This window comes from Succinimonas amylolytica DSM 2873, from assembly GCF_000378405.1.
Taxonomy (GTDB): Bacteria; Pseudomonadota; Gammaproteobacteria; order Enterobacterales; family Succinivibrionaceae; genus Succinimonas; species Succinimonas amylolytica.
The window spans coordinates 53,685-74,905 of sequence record NZ_KB899638.1; the positions used below are offsets into that span (position 1 = coordinate 53,685).

Annotated in this window: 15 protein-coding genes; 5 read left to right on the plus strand and 10 right to left on the minus strand. The window is 52.1% G+C overall.

Translation table 11 applies throughout. The features are described 5' to 3' along the window. Positions 1-575 precede the first annotated feature (575 nt). Positions 576-1,808 carry an ISAzo13 family transposase gene (locus F557_RS0113065; protein WP_019002671.1) on the minus strand — a complete coding sequence of 411 codons (1,233 nt, stop codon included), beginning with the start codon at positions 1,806-1,808 and terminating at the stop codon, positions 576-578. Between the two features lie 377 nt (positions 1,809-2,185). Between F557_RS0113065 and F557_RS0113070 the strand changes: the two genes are divergently transcribed. Next, the gene (locus F557_RS0113070; protein ID WP_019002672.1) at positions 2,186-5,131 is read left to right on the plus strand and encodes a protein kinase domain-containing protein; all 2,946 of its coding nucleotides are present in this window, start codon (positions 2,186-2,188) and stop codon (positions 5,129-5,131) included. A 6-nt stretch (positions 5,132-5,137) separates the two neighbouring features. On the opposite strand, the gene F557_RS0113075 is transcribed toward F557_RS0113070, so the two are convergent. From F557_RS0113075 to F557_RS0113120, 9 genes are all read right to left on the minus strand, one after another. Next, positions 5,138-5,941, minus strand: coding sequence for a hypothetical protein (locus tag F557_RS0113075; RefSeq protein WP_157617890.1), 804 nt, complete (start codon positions 5,939-5,941; stop codon positions 5,138-5,140). 106 nt (positions 5,942-6,047) lie between these two features. Next, positions 6,048-6,974 carry a cysteine synthase A gene (cysK, locus tag F557_RS0113080; protein WP_019002674.1) on the minus strand — a complete coding sequence of 309 codons (927 nt, stop codon included), beginning with the start codon at positions 6,972-6,974 and terminating at the stop codon, positions 6,048-6,050. Positions 6,975-7,113: 139 nt separating this feature from the next. Further along, positions 7,114-7,887, minus strand: coding sequence for an ABC transporter ATP-binding protein (locus tag F557_RS0113085; RefSeq protein ID WP_019002675.1), 774 nt, complete (start codon positions 7,885-7,887; stop codon positions 7,114-7,116). Between the two features lie 4 nt (positions 7,888-7,891). Then, positions 7,892-8,683, minus strand: a complete 792-nt coding sequence (locus F557_RS0113090; protein ID WP_019002676.1) for an ABC transporter permease — start codon at positions 8,681-8,683, stop codon at positions 7,892-7,894. Beyond that, on the minus strand, positions 8,673-9,845 hold the full coding sequence (locus F557_RS0113095) for an ABC transporter substrate-binding protein (RefSeq protein WP_019002677.1): 1,173 nt from the start codon (positions 9,843-9,845) through the stop codon (positions 8,673-8,675). The genes F557_RS0113090 and F557_RS0113095 overlap by 11 nt, the downstream gene beginning before the upstream one ends. Beyond that, positions 9,811-12,048 carry an anaerobic carbon-monoxide dehydrogenase catalytic subunit gene (locus F557_RS0113100; protein WP_019002678.1) on the minus strand — a complete coding sequence of 746 codons (2,238 nt, stop codon included), beginning with the start codon at positions 12,046-12,048 and terminating at the stop codon, positions 9,811-9,813. Before F557_RS0113100 ends, F557_RS0113095 begins: the two co-directional genes overlap by 35 nt. A gap of 136 nt (positions 12,049-12,184) precedes the next feature. Then, the gene (locus F557_RS19965) at positions 12,185-12,490 is read right to left on the minus strand and encodes a hypothetical protein (protein WP_019002679.1); all 306 of its coding nucleotides are present in this window, start codon (positions 12,488-12,490) and stop codon (positions 12,185-12,187) included. Between the two features lie 32 nt (positions 12,491-12,522). Next, positions 12,523-12,885: a hypothetical protein gene (locus tag F557_RS0113110; RefSeq protein WP_019002680.1), complete on the minus strand. Its 363-nt coding sequence runs from the start codon at positions 12,883-12,885 to the stop codon at positions 12,523-12,525. Positions 12,886-13,491: 606 nt separating this feature from the next. Beyond that, a complete protein-coding gene (locus tag F557_RS0113120) occupies positions 13,492-14,775 on the minus strand; it encodes a dicarboxylate/amino acid:cation symporter (protein WP_019002682.1) in 1,284 nt (427 codons plus the stop codon). 557 nt (positions 14,776-15,332) lie between these two features. On the opposite strand from F557_RS0113120, the gene F557_RS0113130 reads away from it, so the two are divergent. The 4 genes from F557_RS0113130 to F557_RS0113150 all read left to right on the plus strand — a co-directional run bounded on the left by F557_RS0113130 (position 15,333) and on the right by F557_RS0113150 (position 20,988). Then, entirely contained in the window at positions 15,333-16,373 is a 1,041-nt protein-coding gene (locus tag F557_RS0113130) for a tetratricopeptide repeat protein (protein WP_019002684.1), read from the plus strand. Positions 16,374-16,391: 18 nt separating this feature from the next. Continuing rightward, the gene (locus F557_RS0113135) at positions 16,392-17,534 is read left to right on the plus strand and encodes an SEL1-like repeat protein (RefSeq protein WP_019002685.1); all 1,143 of its coding nucleotides are present in this window, start codon (positions 16,392-16,394) and stop codon (positions 17,532-17,534) included. Positions 17,535-17,718: 184 nt separating this feature from the next. Further along, positions 17,719-19,542: a hypothetical protein gene (locus F557_RS0113145; RefSeq protein WP_019002686.1), complete on the plus strand. Its 1,824-nt coding sequence runs from the start codon at positions 17,719-17,721 to the stop codon at positions 19,540-19,542. 282 nt (positions 19,543-19,824) lie between these two features. Then, entirely contained in the window at positions 19,825-20,988 is a 1,164-nt protein-coding gene (locus tag F557_RS0113150; RefSeq protein WP_019002687.1) for an RlpA-like double-psi beta-barrel domain-containing protein, read from the plus strand. Positions 20,989-21,221: the final 233 nt, after the last annotated feature.

Consider the following 21,221-nt stretch of genomic DNA (forward strand, 5'->3'; position numbering starts at 1 on the left):
ATGTTGCCTGTGCGTTCATGTTTGAAGAAAAACAGTTGCAATAATCCCGCTCTCTAATAATGACGCTCATAGTCATCCGGGAAACCGTGCCTGAAAAAACTTGAGCAGCGGCATTCCCGGGCGGTGATAAGTCGTATTGATTGTCTCAAACCTGCCTTATTTCGCCGAGGCAGGCAATATTCGGCATTTTAAGCAGCGCAGAAAAGCCTGCCTGAAATGCCTGAAGGATCTTGAAATGACGTCAGAAAAAGCAGCCCTTTTGGAAAATACTGTCAGCCGTAATAACGGCCGCTTTAGCGCTTTTTCTTAATGCCTGACATCGAAATGGGCAATCAGTTATCCAATATTATTATCATTCACTGACCCGTTACGTTTTTTTGCCTTCCCGGGCGGGGAACTAAGCAAGCAGGTTTTATGGCAAAAAGATCTTTAACGGGTACCGGGGTGCGTCTTCATACCGAGACAAAGCCCCCTTATACAAATATACTAGAAAAGCCTCAAAAACGAAAAAAAAAATCTTTTTATGTGTACTAAATCAAGAAACTAGGGAACAATCTACAAATAACTAGTGCACATCACCGCTGAAATATGGTGTAATTAAGGTGGCCGCAAAACTCACTCCTGACCAGATTGATATCTGCATAATCATCATCCGAGACTTTGATTCCTGTTTTATATTCCGTTTCATCAACTCCGCACTGAACATTCAATCCAGCTTCTGTCGTTGTTGCGGCAATTAAGCTAACCATAACCTCTATACTATCCAGCGGCCTACCCCGCCAGTTTCTCGTTATCTGGCTGAATAGTCTGTGTTCTATCTTATTCCATTTTGAAGTCCCCGGAGGAAAATGCGAGACTTCAATTGGAAAGCCAAGATCATTTGCGAGCTTCTGAAGTTCATATTTCCAAAGCCTGCAACGATATCCGTTACTCCCTCCTCCATCAGCTGTAATATACAGCTTTGAAGCTTTGGGATAACGTTCCTTCCCCATGTAGTTCCACCAATTACGAATGGAATTTGCTGCAAAAACAGCCGTATCTGAACTGATTCCTACAGTGACATATCCCTCGTTTCTGCTGATGTCATACACACCATACGGAGAGGCCTTTCCTTCCTTTAAGGGAAAAACATGATCTAAAACTTCTACTGGATTTCCTGCCGGCCGATAATCAGCGCCGCTATTCTTAAAATTACCAATATTTTCCTTCTTCTTGCAATCTATTGATATTACAGGAATGTTCTGGCTGATATATGCGGCTACAGTATCGTTAATGTGCCTGAATTGCTCATCGCGGTACTCAGCTTCCGGTCCGATCTGTTTCATTTTTTGGTTCTGCTGAAGGCTGAAGCCAAGCTGTTTCAAACAATCGCCAACCTTGTCTTTATGGATGATAAAACCTCCCTTCTGCAACTCGGCGGCAAGCGTCCTTAAGCTTTTGATTGTCCAGCGCAACGGGCGCATCGGATCTCCGTAGGAGTCTGGATCTACCAAACGGTTCAGAGCCTCAAGAAGTCCAGGTTGCTTCTCAATAAGGCTTTTCCTTCCGCCTCCTTTGGCTCTAATTCTGACATTATTGGAGGTTTCAGTTTGGTCGGAACTGCTGGGAGTGTTTCCTGATCTGAGCTCCTTAATCCCCGTACTAATGGTATTTCTGTGAGTCCCCGAAATCAAACTGACCGTTTTGATACCTCCTTGTCCCAGTGCAAGAGCTTCGGATGCGAGATATTTCCGTTTTAGGCTTTCATTCAAGTGGGGAAGGATGAGTTTAAACTTCTCTTCAAGAGTATCTGTGGTGGTATCAAACATATCTGTTTTCCTGCAGCAAATATGTTCTTATTATACATCATGTCTACTCTAGTTTTGCACAAGTTATTTATAGACTATTCCTAAAAAACGGTTTCATGTTTAACGTTTTTAGGGAAATTCGGGTATACAAAGCGCCATATTAAAATCCTGAATTCATAATTCTGCTTAAAAGTATCTTGTCACAATATTTTGTATCCCAATCATAATTTTATTGAGGATACCAGATTATGAACGTATACTTCCTAAAATTCATATCTGAATAAACATCCCCGCCGGACGCAGCAAAGCCCGAATCCTCCGGGAACTTTCATGGATCCGGAATACAAACAAGGAACCGGCAGGGGATCGACAGTTGCAATATTATTCGGAGCTCCTGCATGAACGAAACCAGAATAAGCACCATGCTTAAAAAGTTTAAAAAGACCATGATTAACAGCAGCGCCATGGAGATTCCCGATGCTACCGGACTCACCCTGGGCGGCTTTTATGTGGAGCGCCGTCTCAGCATCCAGTCCGGAGAGGCGGATATCTATCTCTGCACCCGGAGCAGTGCCCCAATAAGTAGCGGAAACAGTGCCCGGAACAGCAATAATGGCGGCAGCCCCGTCTCCGAGGCAGGGTTTATCCTGAAACTCTACCGCCGGGAAAACGCCATAAAGCCCGAAATCGTGGAAAAACTCCGTAAGGTGCATAATCCCTGCGTCGCCCCGGTTCTTTTTTACGGCATGCTGGAAAAGCACCAGTACGTAATCATGCCCCGGTATCAGTATCCGTCCTTCGGCGAGGTGCTGGCAGCAGGAGAACGCTTTACCGCCGAGGATCTCCGGGAATTTATTATCCCCGCAGTGAACGAGGGACTCCGGGCCATCCATGAGGCCGGAATCCTCCACAAGGACATCAAGCCCGCCAACATGATTCCCGACGATACCGGAGAGCATGTGGTTCTGATTGACTTCGGCATCAGCTCCGAGGCCGGCAGCGCCACCTTTGTGGTCACCTCTACCGGCATGACGCCGTTTTACGCCGCCCCCGAGGCCATGCAGGGGATCTGGCATCGGGAAACGGACTATTACGCCCTGGGGATCTCCGTGTTCGAGCTTTTTACAGGTTACACTCCTTTTCAGAACAAAGCCCTGCCTCCCGAGGAAAATGCCCGGCTGGCCTCCGTCAGCAAAATCGAGTTTCCGGAAAATTTCCCGGAGGATCTCCGGAAGCTGGTACTGGGGCTTACCTACAAGGATCTTTCACACCGGAACGAACCCGATAATCCCAACCGCCGCTGGGGCTATAACGAGGTAGTACAGTGGCTTAAGGGCGAGAAGCTCCCCGTTCCGGGAGAAATCCCCGCATCCGGAATCGTTCAGAAGCCCTACAGGCTGGGAGAAGTCTTTTACAGTGCGGTTCCGGATCTGGTGCGGGCACTTCTCCGGGATCCCGCTGCCGGAGTGCGGGAGCTGGGACACGGGCGGCTGGCCATGTATTTCAGCATGACCGGAAGTCCTCTGGAAAAGATCTGCCAGAAAGCCGAGACGGAGCTTGCGGAATGCAGAGAACCGGCCGGACAGGTCGGTATCACCGTGAGACTGTTATACAGTCTCTGTCCGGAGATCCGGGAATTATTTGTAAACGGACAGGCTTTTACCGGATTAACCGGACTGGGAGAGGCGGTGCTTAAGGCCGCCGCGGCCGGAGACAGGGAATTTGCCGCTGCTTTTTACACTATCTTCCGGGGCGGGGCGCTCCGGTTCTGGGCCGCCAGCATCCTGAAAAGCCGCGCGGCCCTCGCCATTCTTGACCGGGCCGCTACCCTGCTTAACGGAGAAGCGGTAACTCCCGGCCAGCTTCTCTGGATCCTGGGCTATCTTTTCGGGAAAAAGCGCCTTATCAGAATCGGCGGCCGGGTCTATAAAGGTCCCCGGGAATTCATTTCTGAAATGAAGGAGCTGGAAAGCCGGGATTTCGCCTCCTACGCCGACTCTCTGGATCCGTGCCGTGACGATCTCCGGTTCTTTGCACAGTGGATCCCGGAGGAGGATACCCGCACCGCCCTCAGAAAAATTTGCCGCGACACTGAAAGGGCGGTCTTCGGAGAGGGGGAGCTTCAGATCCGGGACGCTGCTGCTTTTCAGGAATATATCGCCAGCCTTCAGAAATCCGGAAGCGCTATCCGTATCGCCTGGCTCACGGAAAGGTTCGATCTCGCTCTCGGAGCTCTCTCCCGCGAAGTCTGGAAGGAGGGCGATCCCCGGAACTGCCTCCGGAAAGCCCGCACTCAGCTTGTGTGGTTTGACGACCGGATCTTTGTCTCCCGAAAGGCGCTCGGAGACTTTCTAAGAAAGCTTCCTGCCGCAGAAACTCCCGAGTTCCTGAGAAGATTCGGGAACAGTCATGCTCTGGCTCTTAATGCACTCATCCGGGATCCGGAGCTTTCTGAAGCAGCCTCAGGAATTCTGAAAGCTGTGCCCGCCTTAACCTGCTCTCCGGATACCGGGGACGCCTCCGCAGTGTTCTTTGACGAATACCGTTTTGCAAACCTGAAGGATTTAAAAGCCTGGCTGGAAAAGCTCCTTTCGGATAACGCCTGCTATCCCGAATTCTTCCGGAGATTCGCCGCATTCCGAAAGGATTCCCTGGATCAGCTTGCCGGAATCCGTGGCTTCAAAAGCCTGGTGGGCCGGATCCGGGAAGCAGCTTCCGCAATTATCCGCCCCGCCGCCATCACCGTAAGCGGGGTGCGGTACCCGGTGCCCCCGTTCCGGCAGCAGGGCCCCTATATCCTGTTCGGAAAATACTGGCAGTCTGCGGATCCGAAGAACGGCAAAACCCCGCTGGAATGGCGGATTCTGGACAGGAATGACCATGAAATGCTCCTGATAAGCCGTTACGGGCTGGACTGCATCCCGTTTAATGAGCGGGGATCCAGAAGCAGCTGGAACAGCTCAAGTCTCCGCAAATGGCTGAACCAGATCTTTATAAAGGAAGCCTTTACCGCCGCTGAGCAGGAATGGATAACAGTCTCGCACGTTGAAAACTATTTCGGCGGTGATACTAACGACCGGATATTCATTCTCAGCGCCGACGAGGCCCAGATATATCTCAGAAACGGAGAAGAGCGGAAATGCTCGCCCACCCCCTATGCCAAAGCCAAAAAGCCGGAAAGTCACCTGGGGATCAGCCCCTGGTTTCTGAGATCCCCGCATATGTACGGCGTGGCAATCGTCAGCAAGGGCGGGGTGCTGCACCTGGGAACCCAATGCTGGAACAGCAGGATTACCGTGCGGCCCGTCCTCCGAATCATTGCCGGTACAGAGTCCGCCTCCTGACAGGTGCTATTCCTGCGGCGGATCCGGTCTCCTGTTACCGCACTCATAGCAGAATTTGCCGGTAAGGCCGGACTGTCCGCAGGAACAGGTCCAGGAACCGTCAGGAGCCAGGATTCCTGAAGAAAACGTCCTTTTAGGTTCCTTTGCAGCAGAGGGGGCGGGAGCTCCGGAAGAACCCTGAGCCGGCTTCTGCACCATCTGAAAAAACGGCTGGCTGATATTAAGCTGAATCTCCTCGTGGCTCAGCAGGGCTTCCGGAACAGCAGCCCTGTCGAATAACGCCCGGACCTCTGCAACAACAGCGGTTTTCCGGGCTATGGCTATCTTTTCATTATTGACTGAAAACCGGTACGGCTTCCGGCTTTCCGGAGATTCTCGGTACCATACCGTAAGACTGTACCCTGAGGAATAGTCAAAAACCTGCGGAGAAATCCGCGCATCCCGGGGGATTTTCCGGGCGTCCTCCTGAAGGCCGGATCCGGCAATAAGATCCCGGAGTACCCCGGCCATGTCCGCGGGAGCCCGGTAGATATCCTGTGTCTTTACAGTAGCGAAGGCTTTCTTTTCAGAAATCCTTACCACCCAGAGACCTTTTTCAGCATCATATTCCAGAATTTCCTCATGACTGGAATTGCTGTTGTACATCATTCCGGAGGAGCTCCCCGACAGCGAAACCGAGATCACTGCGGAGGAAGAGCTCAAATCGGGATCCGGCTTCTTTCCGGCAGCATTCGCCGCAAGGGGGCTTCCGCAGCGAAGACAGAATCTTCCGGTATTTTCGGTAAAGCCGCAGGCTGCGCAGACTGTCATATAGCACTTTCCTCTGTTCAGATTAGAAAACGCGGCAAACCTGACCATTATTCCGGCAGGGGAACTCCGCTAACCAGGTCTTTCCGGCTCCTTTCTGATTCCATCCTTATGAGAATATCTCGGTTGAGAGATAATGCTCGCCGGTATCCGGAATAATGGCCACAATATTTTTTCCGGCATACTCCGGCCGTCTGGCAAGCTCCAGTGCTCCGGCAAGACTGGCCCCGCCTGAAATACCCGCCATAATGGCCTCAATGCGGTTAAGCTCCTGGGTCTCCCGGATTGCCAGGTCTCCCGCAACCGGCAGAACCTCGTCCACGAGATCCCGGTACAGACATTTCGGAATAAAGTTGGCGCCAATTCCCTGAATCTTGTGCGGGCCGGCCTGACCTCCGGTAATTAGCGGGGATTCCAGAGGCTCCACACCTACGGCCTTAATGGCGGGATTCCTGGACTTAAGCCCCCGGGCAATTCCCGAAATGGTGCCCCCGGTACCGATACCGGCCACCACCGCAGCGATCTCACCCTTAAGATCCTCCCAGAGCTCTACAGCGGTGGTGAGCTCATGTGCCCGGGGATTGGCCGGATTCTCAAACTGGCCCACAATAATGCTGCCGGGGATACTGTTTCTGATCTCCTCGGCCTTGCTGACGGCTCCCTTCATGCCTTCTGATGCCGGAGTAAGCACCAGCTCGGCCCCCCGGGCCTTCAGAAGAGCCCGTCTTTCCAGACTCATGCTCTCCGGCATGGTCAGAATCAGACGGAGTCCGTATACCCGGGCTGCCAGGGCAAGACCAATGCCGGTATTCCCTGAAGTGGGCTCAATAATGGTGCTACCTTCCCGGATAAGCCCCCGGTCCAGAGCATCCCGGATCATGAAAAGGGCGGCCCGATCCTTAACGGAACCGGCAGGATTGAACATCTCCAGCTTGGCATAGATATGCGCCCCGAGATTCCGGGCCTTTTCCAGCCGGGACAGTCTCACAAGCGGGGTATTGCCGATAAGATCGGTAACGGAATTATAAAGAGTCATGGATAGCTCCGATTTTTCTGAAAACTGCTGCGGCCGGGAATCCCCGGTGCCGCGTCACGCGTCATATTGTAGATCCGAAATCACTGCTAAAAAAGCCGGAGGATCACACTCCGGCCTCTGAAAGCACCCTCCGGGAAAGCTAGATGCTGTATTCGATAGGGTAATCCTGCTTCAGGCTGAAGATCCGGAAGATCTTCTCCCGCAGCTGGAAGAAATCCTGACCGGTGCGATCCCGGGAAGGGCCGAGCTCAACCCTGATGACGCTTTTCACCTTTCCGGGATTTGGGGTCATTACCACCACCCGGTCCGCCAGGTAAACCGCCTCCTCAATATCATGAGTCACGAAGATAATGGTCTTCCGGTTCTTTTTCTGAATCTCCCGGATATCGTCCTGCAGCTTCATTCTGGTAATGGCATCCAGCGCCCCGAAGGGCTCGTCCATGAAGATGATCTCGGGATCCGCCGCCAGGGCTCTGGCAATGGCCACCCGCTGCTGCATGCCGCCGGAAAGCTGATGCGGACTGGCATCCGCGAAGTCCGAAAGCCCCACCAGTTCCAGATTTTTCCGGGCAATCGCCTCCCGTTCCGCCCGGGACACGTCTTTCCGGGATTCCAGTGCCAGCTCCACGTTCCGGAGCACGTTCCGCCAGGGCAGAAGACCGTAGTTCTGGAAAATCGTAACATTCCGGGAGGAGGGCTTTCTTACTTCCTTCCCGTCAATAACAACCCGGCCGGAAGAAGGGGGATCAAACCCAGCAATGGCGTTCAGAAGGGTGCTCTTGCCGCAGCCGGACGGACCCAGAAGACAGATAAACTCCCCCCGGTCAATGGACAGATTTACACTCTCCAGAGCGGTAAAGAGCCGGCCCTTCTGGGTGAACTGCTTTTTTACATTGGCAATCTCAATATACATGCTGCTACTCCTTCTCCAGGCCCCATCTTTTTAAAATACGGCCTTCGGCAAATTTCAGAAGGGCATCCAGAAGGAACCCGATAAGACCGATCACTGCGATATCGGCCACCAGAATATCGCTGCGCAGGTTATTGCGGGCATCGATAATCAGGTATCCCAGACCGGACTGCGCCCCGATCATCTCGCCGCACACCAGGAATACCCAGGCAGAACCCAGGGCCAGGTGAATGCCGCTCATGATCTGCGGAAATGCCGCCGGAAAAATTATCTTCCAGAAGATCGCAACCCGGCCGACCCCGAAATTCCGGGCCACCTTGAGATAGATCTCGGGGATAGTCATGACTCCGGACACCGCAGACAGAAATACCGGAAAAAATGCCGCAATAAAAATGGTGATAATGGCCGGCATATCCCCGATGCCGAACATGAGCACAATAAATGGCATCCAGGCAATAGGGGAAATGGGACGGAGAAGCTGCACCACCGGATTCGCCAGCCGAAACAGCGGAACATACCAGCCGAATACCACTCCGGAAACCACGGCTACGGCCACCGCAATTACAAAGCCGCTGAAAAACCGGTACATGCTGGCTGCGATATGTTCCAGAAGAGAACCGTCAGCCACAATCTCCAGAAAGCCGTTCAGAGCCCCCAGAGGAGACGGGAAAAGGGCAGCATTCACATTGCTGAAGTGTGCAGCCGTCCCCCATACCGTCAGAAGAATCAGAAAGGACAGCACCACCCATCCAATAGCCCGGCCCTTTTTGTAAAAATAGCGCAGCACTTTATTCGACATTTCTGACAATATCCTCATAGGCTGACGGTTTTTCCGAGAGTCCGTACTTTATAACCTTTTCCCGCAGGCTTTCGTACTGTTCCCTGCTGATATCCAGATCCTGGAAGGAGATCCATTTCAGGGAAAGATCCAGCGTATCCGGAGACACCTTGAAATACCGGGACGCCAGCTCCTTTTCATGATCATGATCGCTGTCCAGGGAAATTCCGGCCTTCTTTACAGCCGCCACCAGCCGGGACGCCAGCTCAGGATGCTCCTTCAGGAACCGGCCGCTTATGGCAAGACCGCAGCAGACGGAGTCGGGCCAGAGCTCCTGAGAGTTGTAGAGAACCTTTCCGATATCCAGAGATACCGCCCGGGCACCGAAGGGCTCGGCCACGCAGTACCCGGAAATCTGGCCCGCGGCCAGAGCAGACGGCATTTCGGGCGGTGCCATCTCCACAATGTTCACGTCGTTAACGGTAAGGCCTTCCTTTGCCAGAGCCTCGTTAAGAAGGATATAGTGGGAGGACTGGCGGTGGGGAATGGCGAAGGTCTTACCCCGGAGATCACTGGCGCTGGCGATATCCTTGCCGACCACAATCACATTGCCGTCCCGGTGAGCCAGAGTACTCAGGTAAACATCGATGCCCTGTTCCCGGGCCTTCATCACCAGCTCTGCCAGCGCAAAGGCGGCATCCACCCGGCCGGTGTTCAGGGCATCTATAAGCTCCGTCCAGGAACCGAACCTGACGAGCTCTATATTGAGCCCGGTCTCCTTTTTAAGCTTCTCCTGCTCGGCAGCTTCAAAGCCTGCCAGTGCATGGGTTATGGGAAGATAGGCTACCTTTATCACTCTTTCCTCAATGCGGGTCTGATTCCTTGCCGTTTCCGCCGGAGCTTCCGGTGGCACGGCTGCGAGAGAATTCGCCTTAGAGCTGTTTCCGGCGCCGTCGCCGCATCCTATGGCGGTAAAGCCCATTAATCCGAAGGCCGCTATGAGATAGATATTCTTAATCATGTTCTGCTCTCCTCTGTTTCTGCTTTTAATGCTGTCGTTTCTGCTGTTTTTGCTGTTTATTTCTGTTTCCCGTCCGGTGTTTTCAAGGGAAGTCCGATACCGGACCTCCCGCTCATAGTCCCAGGGTTCAGGACTGCTCCGTCCGGGGATCCAGAATTTCATCCGGTACCGGCCAGCCGAGATTTCTTCTCTTCACAATCATGTCATCCACGATCTTCTTGCCGGTGAGGAACGGATCCGTATTGACGTACATGACGGATTTCAGGGTTTCCCGGGTGCCTTCCTTCAGGAATTCAATAACGTTTTTGGATCCCCAGATCTGGGCCTCCACACAGTGGTAGGAATTAACCCCCATAAGCCGGAACCCCAGTGCGGCATCAATACCCTTCTCATTACTCCATTCCGGAGAGGCAAAGCCGTACGGCATTTCGTGTATCGCCTTTCCGGCAACTCCGGCAATTCCCCCGAAAATTCCGGAGGACCGGGTGTTGTCGATGCACTCTCCGACATGCCAAACCGGAGGGAGGTCCGGCTTCAGAAATTCCCGGAGTCTGTCTCCGGCCCTGTCAAAGGCGTTTCTGGCACAGTAGCCGAGCTTCATCAGCGGGAATGAGGCACAGCCGTTGGAGAGGATAAGCACGTTGTTCTTCAGCAGCACATCGGCAACATCAATAATGGTCTTTTCATATACGACCTTCGGATTATTGCAGCCAACCATATTGACAATCCCCAGGATCTGCCCGGACTTCAGAGCCTCCAGAAGGGGGCCGAAGCCGCCAAAGCGCCTGCAGACATACTCCACGGAAAAGCCGATTTCCGCCTCCACCTCATAGGGCGGAATGTATACCGGAATCCCCCGGCGTCCGGCAAAGCTTTCAATAGCGCGAAGCACAATCCGGTCTGCAAGCTCCCGGGCTTCTCCGATATTGCTGTGCCGATGATCGAATTCAAAGCGTTCGGCTCCCGGGAGACGGGCACTTTCAGAGGTGGTGACCACTGCAGTCCGGAAGCACTTTGCCACATCCATTATGGCCGGATAGACGTCCTGAACATCTGCCACCCACAGATCCAGGGCTCCGGTGCCCAGCACCAGCTCCGCGGAAACCGCATTGGACAGGGGGATTACCCCGGCATAGCGGTACATGGCCGCCAGACCGGAGCAGCAGATTCCGTAGAACCGGATCCCCAGCGCTCCCTGTTCCTTTGCCAGCGCGAGCATCCTTTCAGACTGTCCGGACTTGACGATTTCACTGACCAGAAGAGGCAAATGACCGTGCACGGCAATGTTCACGTAGCCTTTTTTCAGAGCGCCGAGATTCACCATGGACGTTACCCGGTCCCCCACGCCAAAGAGACAGTCGGTGGCAATATTGGTGGCCACCACGCCGGTAAAGGTAAAGGCCAGTCCGCAGCGCAGGAACTGCTGCATTATCGATCTCCAGTCACCGTCAATGCCGCAGCCGGACTTGTGGTAGGCCTCAAACACCTCGTGGTAGGCACTTATGGGTATGATATCCAGTTCCTGCCATACCTTCTGCCGTTCCTGGGGAGCCAGCGCCGCAATGGTTTTATAGGCCTCGGGTTCCGCGCGGGAGAGATCCTCCAGAAGGGCATCCGCCAGATCAATGGCAATGTCATTAACCGGCCGGTTTTCAGTAGCAATGCCAAAGGCGGCGGCTACGGTTTTAACCTTCTGGGCTCCGATAACCGGAACATCAAGCTTTCCCATGGCAGCCCATTTCAGATTGAGAATGACCTCCCGGGCATGCATGCCGTGCTGAGCAGCTCCGGCAGCTCCGGCCCTCAGAAGATTCCGGGCCACAATAAGATCCGCGTCCGCACCGCAGACACCGCGGGAAGCCTTGGGAGTAATGCGGCAGGGCCCCATATTGCAGATCTTGCAGCAGATACCGGCCATGCCGAAATTGCATTGCGGCTTCTGCTTGTCGAAGCGGTCAAAGGCGGTATCAAAGCCGATCTGCTCCGACCTTAAAAGCATTTCCCGGACTGCAGGATCCGGAGTGCTGTCAATAACATCCTGTTTGGAAGGAAATGTCTTCCGGTATTCGGTAACCGCCTTGCTGTAATCCTTAATGAAGGCCTGGGGATCCTCCTCCGCATCACCGGTATCATGCTCCCCCCTGATAATTACTGTCGGAACGCCATGCTCGTCGAAACCGATAATGTTGCGGTGTGAATGAAAATGGCCCAGGCCGTCATGCGAATGAGAATGCACATGATCATGAAAATGGCCGTGCCCGTGTTCATGAGAGTGCTCATGGCTGTTTCCGGCCAGTGCCGCAGAGACAGTATCGCTGTTCCTGCCGGCAATACCGGTAATGTTAAGGGAGTTGTCAGAGGTCATGAATAATATTCCTTGATACCAGGGTTAGGGAAATAACTGAAAGAAAACGCGGAAATGAAGTCCGAAGGCCTATTGAGGCCCGATGTGCCGCTTCAGACACGCCGGACCGTTTTCAGAAAAGGTCTTCGGATCCGGATCAGGCAGCGGCCGGACAGCGGGATCTCCGCAGGGCGCCTGCTGTCAGAATAACGGCCCAGACAGTCAGTGCCAGGAGGATTACCGAAAGGGAGAGCAGAATGTCGTCAAGAGCTTCCTCCCCGGTCAGCGCCAGCGCGGCAGTACCTTCCTCGCGAAGTCCTGCTACAAGATCCACCACCCACATGAGGCAGCTTCCGTAAAACATATAGCAGAGAGCGGAAAAGGAATATTTGCCGGATTTGTCCAATACATAGCCAACGGTGGCCAGAAGCCCCGATATCAGCATAATCATTACAAGAATCATGAGAGTTTCCCGTCCAAAGTTCCAGAAGCAAACTATTCCTGAGCGCCTGCGGCACTGCCGGTCCGGCCGGCAACATGGGAGCGCACCAGGGCAAATACCAGATAGGCCAGAGTCACCAGTACCGCCATGGCTACGCCGGAGGTGGACATTTCGGCAATCATTACCTCCGTGTCCTCCGGAGACTGCATGGCCGTGATAAACGGGGGCGCAAACATGATTTCCCCGTGCCAGATATGCTCAAGTGCCAGGAGCAGGGAGCCGCCCCAGAGAAGCCGGGAGAGGCGATTAATGTGATCCCTGAAAAATACTGCCCGTTCTCCCTGACAGTGATGCAGGGCCAGAGAGGCAATACTTAAAGCAGCAGCCTCGGCTCCGGGAACCAGAAAACAGCACATAATGACGTCCTTAATAAATATAATTCTGTTACAGCGGTCAGCAGCGATTCCGTGGCAAGAGGCATCACGCGCCTTCCATTAAAGCCTATTAACTCTGTAGGTTAAATAGTTTTTTCATTATATCCGCGATGGAAATTTTTGCAACACAAATCACACCTGTTTCCGGAAATTACAGGCAGCCCCGTAAAATACTTCAGTACGAAAGAAGCTCCAGGGCCTGTTCACGTAAATACGGCAGCACTGAGAGAGAACGGCGGAAGGGGATAAGGGAATTTTTAAAATGGGAGGAATGGAGGGGAGATAATGGGGGAGAATCACAGAAAGAAGAGCTGAAAGAAACACCGGGAGGCTCAGTACGGACGATTTAAGAATGCCGGGGAAAGCCCTGGGTGAAAAGCGACTGAAGGGAATTATGGGATGATTTAAAGGGGGCGGCGCCGGAGACATGCTCCAGGCTGCAAAAACACGGCGGAGTCAGCTCCGTCGCCAGGTTCCCGGAAGGCCCTGAAATTTATGCCGTTCCTGCCGCCCCCGGGATTTTAAAACCGCCTCCGATACTTCTCTAAAATAAAAAAAGGATCTCTGTTTTCCGCTCCGCCCGGGCTCTCAGGCAGCCTTTTCCGGGATAGGAGTTCCGGCCGCACCGGCATCCTTTCCGGATGTCCGGTCAACCATGGCAGCCACACACGAATCCGAAAACACATTAAGAGCGGTTTCCAGCATATCCAGCACCGCATATACCGGCAGGATAATACCGAGGATGACGATCGGCACGTCCATAGAAGCCAGCAGGCTGGCCGAAAGCAGATAGCAGCCCATGGGAACTCCGGCATTACCGATAGCGGCCACCGTGGCAATCACCACCCAGACCGCCAGTATGCCAGGAGTAATGACTGTCCCGTTATTCTGCATGAGATAAACCACCGTGGTCAGAATAAAGGCGGCACAGCCGTTCATGTTGATAGTAGTGCAGATCGGCAGGGTGAATCTGGTAACCCGCGGATTCAGGTGCAGTTTGTTTTCTGCGCAGGAAATGGTTACGGGCAGGGTGCCGGCCGAAGATTTTGAGAAAAATGCCACCACCAGAGCCTGAAACATCCCGGCAAAATGCCTGACAGGATTAATTCTGTGAGCGAGGAGAAACAGCGGCAGAATCACCAGCCCCTGAATAAGATTGGAACCAATCACTACCGAGAAGTAGGTGCCGATGCCTTCAGTGCTGATCCCCGTGCTGAACTCATAGACACAGAGGGAAACAAAGCCGAAGATCCCCAGGGGAAGAACCGCAATGATCCACTTGATGATAGTAAAGATCACCGACTGCACGCCGCCCAGAAAATTCTTCAGAGTCTCCTTCTGGGCCGGACTCGGAACACAGCGAATGGCACTGCCCACAGCAATGGCAATTAGCAGAATGCTCAGCACCTTGCCGTCAACCAGGGGCGCCAGGGGATTATCAGGCACCACTGCAGTGAAATATTCAAGATAGCTCTTTTTGTCGGCAATGCCGGGATCCGCAGTTCCTGCGGCGAGAGAGATGTTTTCCGGAGACAGAATATGATAAAGCACCGCTGCCACCGTTGCTGCCGCCAGGGTGGTGGTCAGGGTGTAAAAAAGCGTGCGCTGCCAGAGAGATTTTCCTGATTTCGAGCTCCCCAGCTCTGCAATGGTAAGGCAGATGGTAACACCGATAACCGGAACGCTGACAAATTTAAAAAGCCTGATGAATACTTCCGACAGGAATCGCGCCGCCTCCAGCCCCGGCCTGGTGGAGATCCAGCCGTTAAAAACCCCGGCCAGCACCGCAACCGTAAATGCCAGAGCATACTTCCAGCTGCTGCCCACCGTATTTTTTTCCTGAGGAGAAGTATCTCCCTTTATATCTGTCATCCGTACCTCCTTAACTCATTCAGAACATTGAAAAATCATATTATCCGGACGCCGTCCGGCCGGATCTGTTCAGATCCGCATTATAGCCGCAATGGAGGGAGTCCTAGGGTATTGTTAAAACCTATTTATCTTATAGGTAATAAGTACTTAGAGGCATTATACAGATCTAAATGCGCCTGACAATATGAATTCCCAGGGACACAACAGGAAATTTTTCGCAAGTTCCAGCCTGACAGCCTGAGTTTCAGAAATTTCGGAAGGGACATTCATAAGTGCGTTCCTGAATCAGAGCCGGAAAAACAGTCCAGGGCGGGACTTTAAGGGAGCCGGGGAAAACGGCGCCGGGGGGCAGCGGTTCCTTCCGGATCCGCACTTTTCCCAAAAAGGACAGGCGGATATGCGGCATATGACGTAATGACAGGTTCATCCGGTTGACAGGAACGCGACTGTCAATATAGAGTTGTAATGACTGAAGACAGTTTTCTGAAGCTGCCGGCCCGGAGCTTCCGAAAGCCTTAAGTACCAGGATAGCACCGCACTTTAACAGAATCCCGCCCATGAAAAAAAGCACAGAAAAAGGCCAGAACTCCCCGATTGCTCCCCCGCCGGAGACTTATGGCCCTGAGAACAGTCTAAAAGAGGAGCCTGAAAAGCCCCGGAATCCCCGCGGCACCTCCGGAAAGCTTGCGGGGCGGGATTTTATCATGGCGCTCCCGTCCCGGGCCGGAGCACTTTTCAGGGAAGTGTTTTCCGGAGAAAATCTGATCATCGCTGCCCTGGCCTTATCGCCTCTTCTTCTCACGGTCCGCTGCGACAGCCCGAAGCCGCCCCCTATGGACATCCCGGCAGAGGATGACAGCGAAGACATCTGCCGGAATCAGCATGACTGCGTGAAAAAGGCCCGCATCTACGGGAGAAACGGAAATACGGAGCTTGCCCGGAAAACAGCCGTAAAGGCCTGCGATCTCGGAAGCGCCGAGGGCTGCTATCTTCAGGGGATAGTCATGATTCGGGAAGCCCGCCAGAATCAGGAAGCCGGGAACACCGGAAGATCCGTCAAAGATACCCTGCGGCATGGAACTGACAAGGTTCGTAACGGCTGCATCACCGGTTTCCCGCCGGCCTGCCAGATGATGGCAGAGCTTACAGAAAAGGGGACCGGTACCGCCCGGGATCCCCGGAGGGCCGGTGAATACCATACCCGGGCCTGCGAAATGGACCTCACTGAAAGCTGTCTTAAAGCGGCGGTTTTTCAGTGGAGCAGTAACAATCACCAGAAGGCCTGGGAGCTTTCCCGGAAATCCTGCGAATCCGGTAATGAGCAGGGCTGTGCCGTTTATGCCATTGCCGCAGAAAACACCGGGAATCCCGATCCTCCCGAAAAAGTACGGCAGAGCTATTTCAGACAGGGCTGCGATAAGTACGATATCCCAGGTTCGTGCTTTCTTTACGGCCTAAGGTCGTTAAATGCCGCAGTACGGCTGAAGTATCTTGAAAAAGCCTGCAGCACCTCCAGCCAGAAACAGTTCTGCGATCCCTTTGAAAAGGAAAAGAAGCGGCTCGGGACAGCCTCCGGAAACAGCAGCCCGCAACCATAGAAGGACGTCAGTATCATCATGAATGCAAATGACAGCCGTACCGGCCAGTATCCGTCATCCGGAAACGCCAGAGTTTTAATCCATAAGCTGGCCGCCGCCGGCATTATCGCGCTGGCAGCAGTTTCGGGGATCCTTGCTGCAATAACGTATAAGGATTTTTATAACTGGGACGGACCTGTAATCCGGGAGCCGCCGGATATCACCGCCACATCATCAGGGATGGCACACAGCAAGGATTCCGGAGGAAATACTCACGCCGCCCCAGAGGAAAAAAACGGGGATTTTCAGTTTACACTTAAAGACAGCGGAGAACTTGAGGTTTCCCCGGAGATCCTCAGGACAGACAATACCCCGCCCGAAGAGCACGACAGACTCTGCAGTGAGGGAAGTCTCCGGAGCTGCCTGACCCTGGGACTCTGGCATTATTACGGAAATATCTCAAATGCCTCCTACAGCAAGGCAGACCTTTACATGGGCAGGGCCTGTGATCTCGGAAACGGTGCCGCCTGCTATTTTCAGGGAACCAGTATTCCCCAGACTGACACTTCTGCCGAAAGGATGCTTTATGCCCTGAAAAGAGCCTGTGACCTCAATGTCGCTCAGGGATGCAGCAAAGCAGCCATAAAACTCTACGAAAGGGGGGATTATGCTTCTGCCCGCGACTATGCTTCCCGGGCCTGTCCCGCACCGGAGAACAGATCCCAAAGCTGTCTTTATCTGGCACTGGCGTCCTACGGGGCAGGAGAACAGGTTCCCCGGCATCTTCATGGTCTTCTGAAGGACACCTGCACACAATTCTGGTACCCTGAGGTCTGCCGTGCGTATGCTATGAGTCTGCCCCCGGACAAGGCTTCTGAAAGGCGGCAGATTCACGATAAAATCTGCCAGAATCCCCAGAATATGAAATTCTGCAAGGACTGGAACGCGGGCGGTCTCCGCTTAGAACAGCGGGACTCAGAACAGATTCGGGATCTGGAAAACACCTGCCGCGACGGCGACAGTGCCTCCTGCCTCCGCCTCGCCCGTTACTATGAATTCCATGACGGCCATACCGCTCTTGACAGAAAAAAGGCCCTGGAAATCTATCAGGATCTCTGCCAGAAGCGGGATCCCGAAGGGTGCCAGGAGCTGCGCCGCGTCCAGAAGGCTCTGGGAAAATAGCCGGAACGCACTGCCGGAACCGTCCCGCCGGATCCGGCTCTAAACCAGAGGCCCGGAATTTTCCGGAAAGATCCCCGGATAAGGGCCCCCGCCTGAAACTTCCGACACTGAAAACCATATCATTCCTCACACCACGGTCTGTCTGGTATATAATGCCCTGTTTTTGATTTTTCAGGAAAAAACTATGGGAAATACCAACGACTGGGGTTCCAATCTCCCCAAAATTGATAACCCGCTGAAAAAGCTGGGCTACATCAAGATTCTGACCGGTCTCATCTCTCTCGTACTGTCCATTTACGTGCTGGTGAGCATTACCTGGGTCACTAAAACCGATATGATCTCCGGCTGGATCTGTCTTCTGGTGGGATTCATGGTTCTGGCCTATTCTGTCAGGGAAATCTGGCGCGGCTTCTACATGACCTTCAAGATGCCCCTGGGCAGAACCGATCCCTCGTCTCTGGCCGCCAACAGCAACATCGTGGCGGATCATTCCCCCTGCGACTATTCTGCCCCGATTCTCTGGGAAATGCTGAACAGCAGAACCAACCACACCTTCATGGAACCGTCGAACTGGCTGGAAAACATGTTCTTCACCACCCTGAAGCCGCTTTTCTTTCTCCCGCTGCCGTTCCGCAATCTGGCACTGAAGATCTCCTCGGCCATTATCCGCACCCTCATAAATATCCTGTGCTACATTCTGGCGCTCTTCCTCTGCAAGACCGGGCTTATCAGCGGAGACCTGGATTTTGTGCTGACTGTCTACACCTGGTATCTTTTCCTGGCCATGACCGGCATCTGGACCTCCATGTGCCGCTATGACTACAGCACCTTCTACAACAGTCCTGACACCTCCAGCTACCTGACACCGAAGAAGCTCATTGCCAGCATCTCCATCGCGGTGCTTTTTCCGGTACTGACGGTGACGCTGTTCTCCTACGTAAACTTTTATGAAACCACGGCGTACCAGCATATTTCCAGCTTCATAAACAGCTTCTCCATTACTCCCTGGTTCCTGGCCATCTCCCTGGGCAACATAGCACTGTGCCTGCCGCTCCTGTGGCTGCTATGGCAGCGTTCCCACCGGTACGAGGTGGTAACCGAGGTCTCCGAGCTCCGGGACAACTGGCAGCAGTCCATACATCCTGACGAGCTGTTCATCGCCATTGAAAACAAAATCATGGCCAACAGAAGATATATGGAGGTGCCGAACCGGGTATATCTGGAGCTCAACCCGAATCTTTCCGTGGACAGCAACAACGCCAAGGGCAGATTCGAGGGCGTTACCATTCAGGAAACCCAGCCGGCCTATATCAGACCGAACAACTCCATAACCTTTAATGTTGTAAGATTCTTTTCATCAGTCATGGGGCATCTCCTGAAGCTGGTGATCGCCGGCATTATCGTGTACTTTGCCTACCGCGGCGCCCCGGATGTAAGGGCTATTGGCAGCGACATCTCCGGACAGATCCAGTATTTCCTTCCCTATATCATGGGGATCCTCTGCCTGTGGATCTACTCCGGAATTCTGGATCGCGGCACCTTTATAATCTGGGCCGAAATGAAGTTCGAGTCCCTCCTGCTGTATTTCCGGGTTACCGGCACCTTTACCAGCTCCAAGATTTCCACCGGCATGAGCGTCTATGACTCCACCCGTTCCGAAAACGAGCTTGTCAGATCCAGCATCTCCCCCTGGATCATCATTTCCAAAATTGTCAGCACCACCTTCCTGGGCTTCGGTGTGAACCGCTTCAACAACAAGCGCTATATCATGGAAATGCATAAGGACGAGCCAGAACTGGACAAAATCGTCAGAGAGTTCCGGGAATACATGAACTCCCGCGAAAATATCGCCAGTGTGGCCAGAGAGGGCGATCTCAAGAATGCCAGCGATATCCTGAAGATGAACAGCCAGTCCGTGGCCTACAATCAGGAACGCATCGCCAATGGCAAGCCTGATGACGCCGCTCTGTTCGGAGGAATTATCACCGACGGGAGCAGGGGATCGTAACTTCTGACCTTCCCTAAAGAAGAGGGCCCGGAGGATATTATCTTCCGGGCCTTTTTGATTTCTGGGATGAAGGCAACGGGGGCAGAAATGTGAAGAAACGGCTGTCAGTATTATACGGAATGAGATGTCTCAAAATTTCCAAGGCCGTTGCAACAGGAGTGAAAACTTTCCGCCTTCGATAGATTTTATCCAAAAATCACATAAAACAAGGATGGATTAAAAAGGCAAGAGCTGCATCCCAGCATTAATGGTAAGCTTTCTATAAATATATAGGAGGCTTATATGAGTAAGTTTATAGAAGAATTTATTCTGGGATTTATGGCTGTAATTTTTTGGGTGGGAGTTGCTTTAATAGTAAAAACAGTAGAACCCGTAGGAAAACATACAAAAGAACCATCAGAATCTGAGTTGAGTGCAAGAAAAGCTGCAGGACAAAAGTTTGCAAATTGGGGAAGAAATTACGCACAATTCCCTGAACACTTTAAAGAGCAGCCTCTTAAAACTTTAAAGGCAGTAGGTATAGAAGCTGGTAAAAATCCTATTGGATCTGCCATTAAAGGTACTGCTGCTCCTTTTTATTGGGCATTTCAACCTATGATAAGAGGTTTTAAGGGTAAAGCACCTAAACCTAACGGTACAGATACAATGTGGAACCGTACTTATGGTACCGCTGCAACTGCAGCTTTACTCTATGGTCTCGGTGCTGGAAGTACTGCTGGTATTAATAACTACGCATTAGCTGATTATAACAATACTGCTGGTGTAGACATGGATCAGTTGGCTAAGTATGGTCAAGCCATAGATATGCACAAACCTGTAAATGGGGTAAGAGTTGATCCTGCTGCATTTAATGAAAAAGTTGTGCAGAACCAACAGGGTATTCCTATGGTATATAGATTTCCGTTAGGTAATACTGAAGACGCTCTTAAATCTGCATGGGACTGGGTTGAATATGTTGAACCTAGAGCTAATCAGTATGCTCAATATAGAGAAGCTGTTAAGAATCTAGTAGCACCTGGATGGGGACAAGGCAGAGAAGGTAAATGGCCTATAGGTGATTATTATGAAGATAACCCTAAATTACCTCAGCATATAAATGACGCTAAGAAGCTATATAAATACACTAGAGATATAGCTTCTTTAGCTGAGAATGGTGATCCTACATCTAGAGAAATCATATCTTTACTTAAATCAGGCAAAGAAGTAACCCCAGATCAGCGGGATTACTTAACTGCTTTTATGCAGCATATAGCTAAACAGAATGATTTTAACGATGATAAGAGCGTCATAACTTCAGCATTCAATAGCAAGGGAGCTAATTATTGGTTACAAGCTAATGGTATTACTCCTATTGTTACTAACCCTTCTAATGCTGGTTTAGGTAATGGGGATAATAAGGGAAACAACCCTCCTTCTAATCGTTATAAAAAATTCTATGATAACTAGGAAATAACTATACCAGGAATATTTGAACAATCTTTTAATACACCTTTACCTAACACTGATATTAGAAATGAGTTAATAGCTTTAAGTATGCGTAATGAGGCTATGAAACATGATGGAATTATTAAAGGCTTATCCCAAGTAGGTAAGGTATTTACAGACATCGAGAGTAGAACAATAATTTTGTGTAAACGTATCATTCTACTTTTATAGCTATCATCGCATTAATATCATCT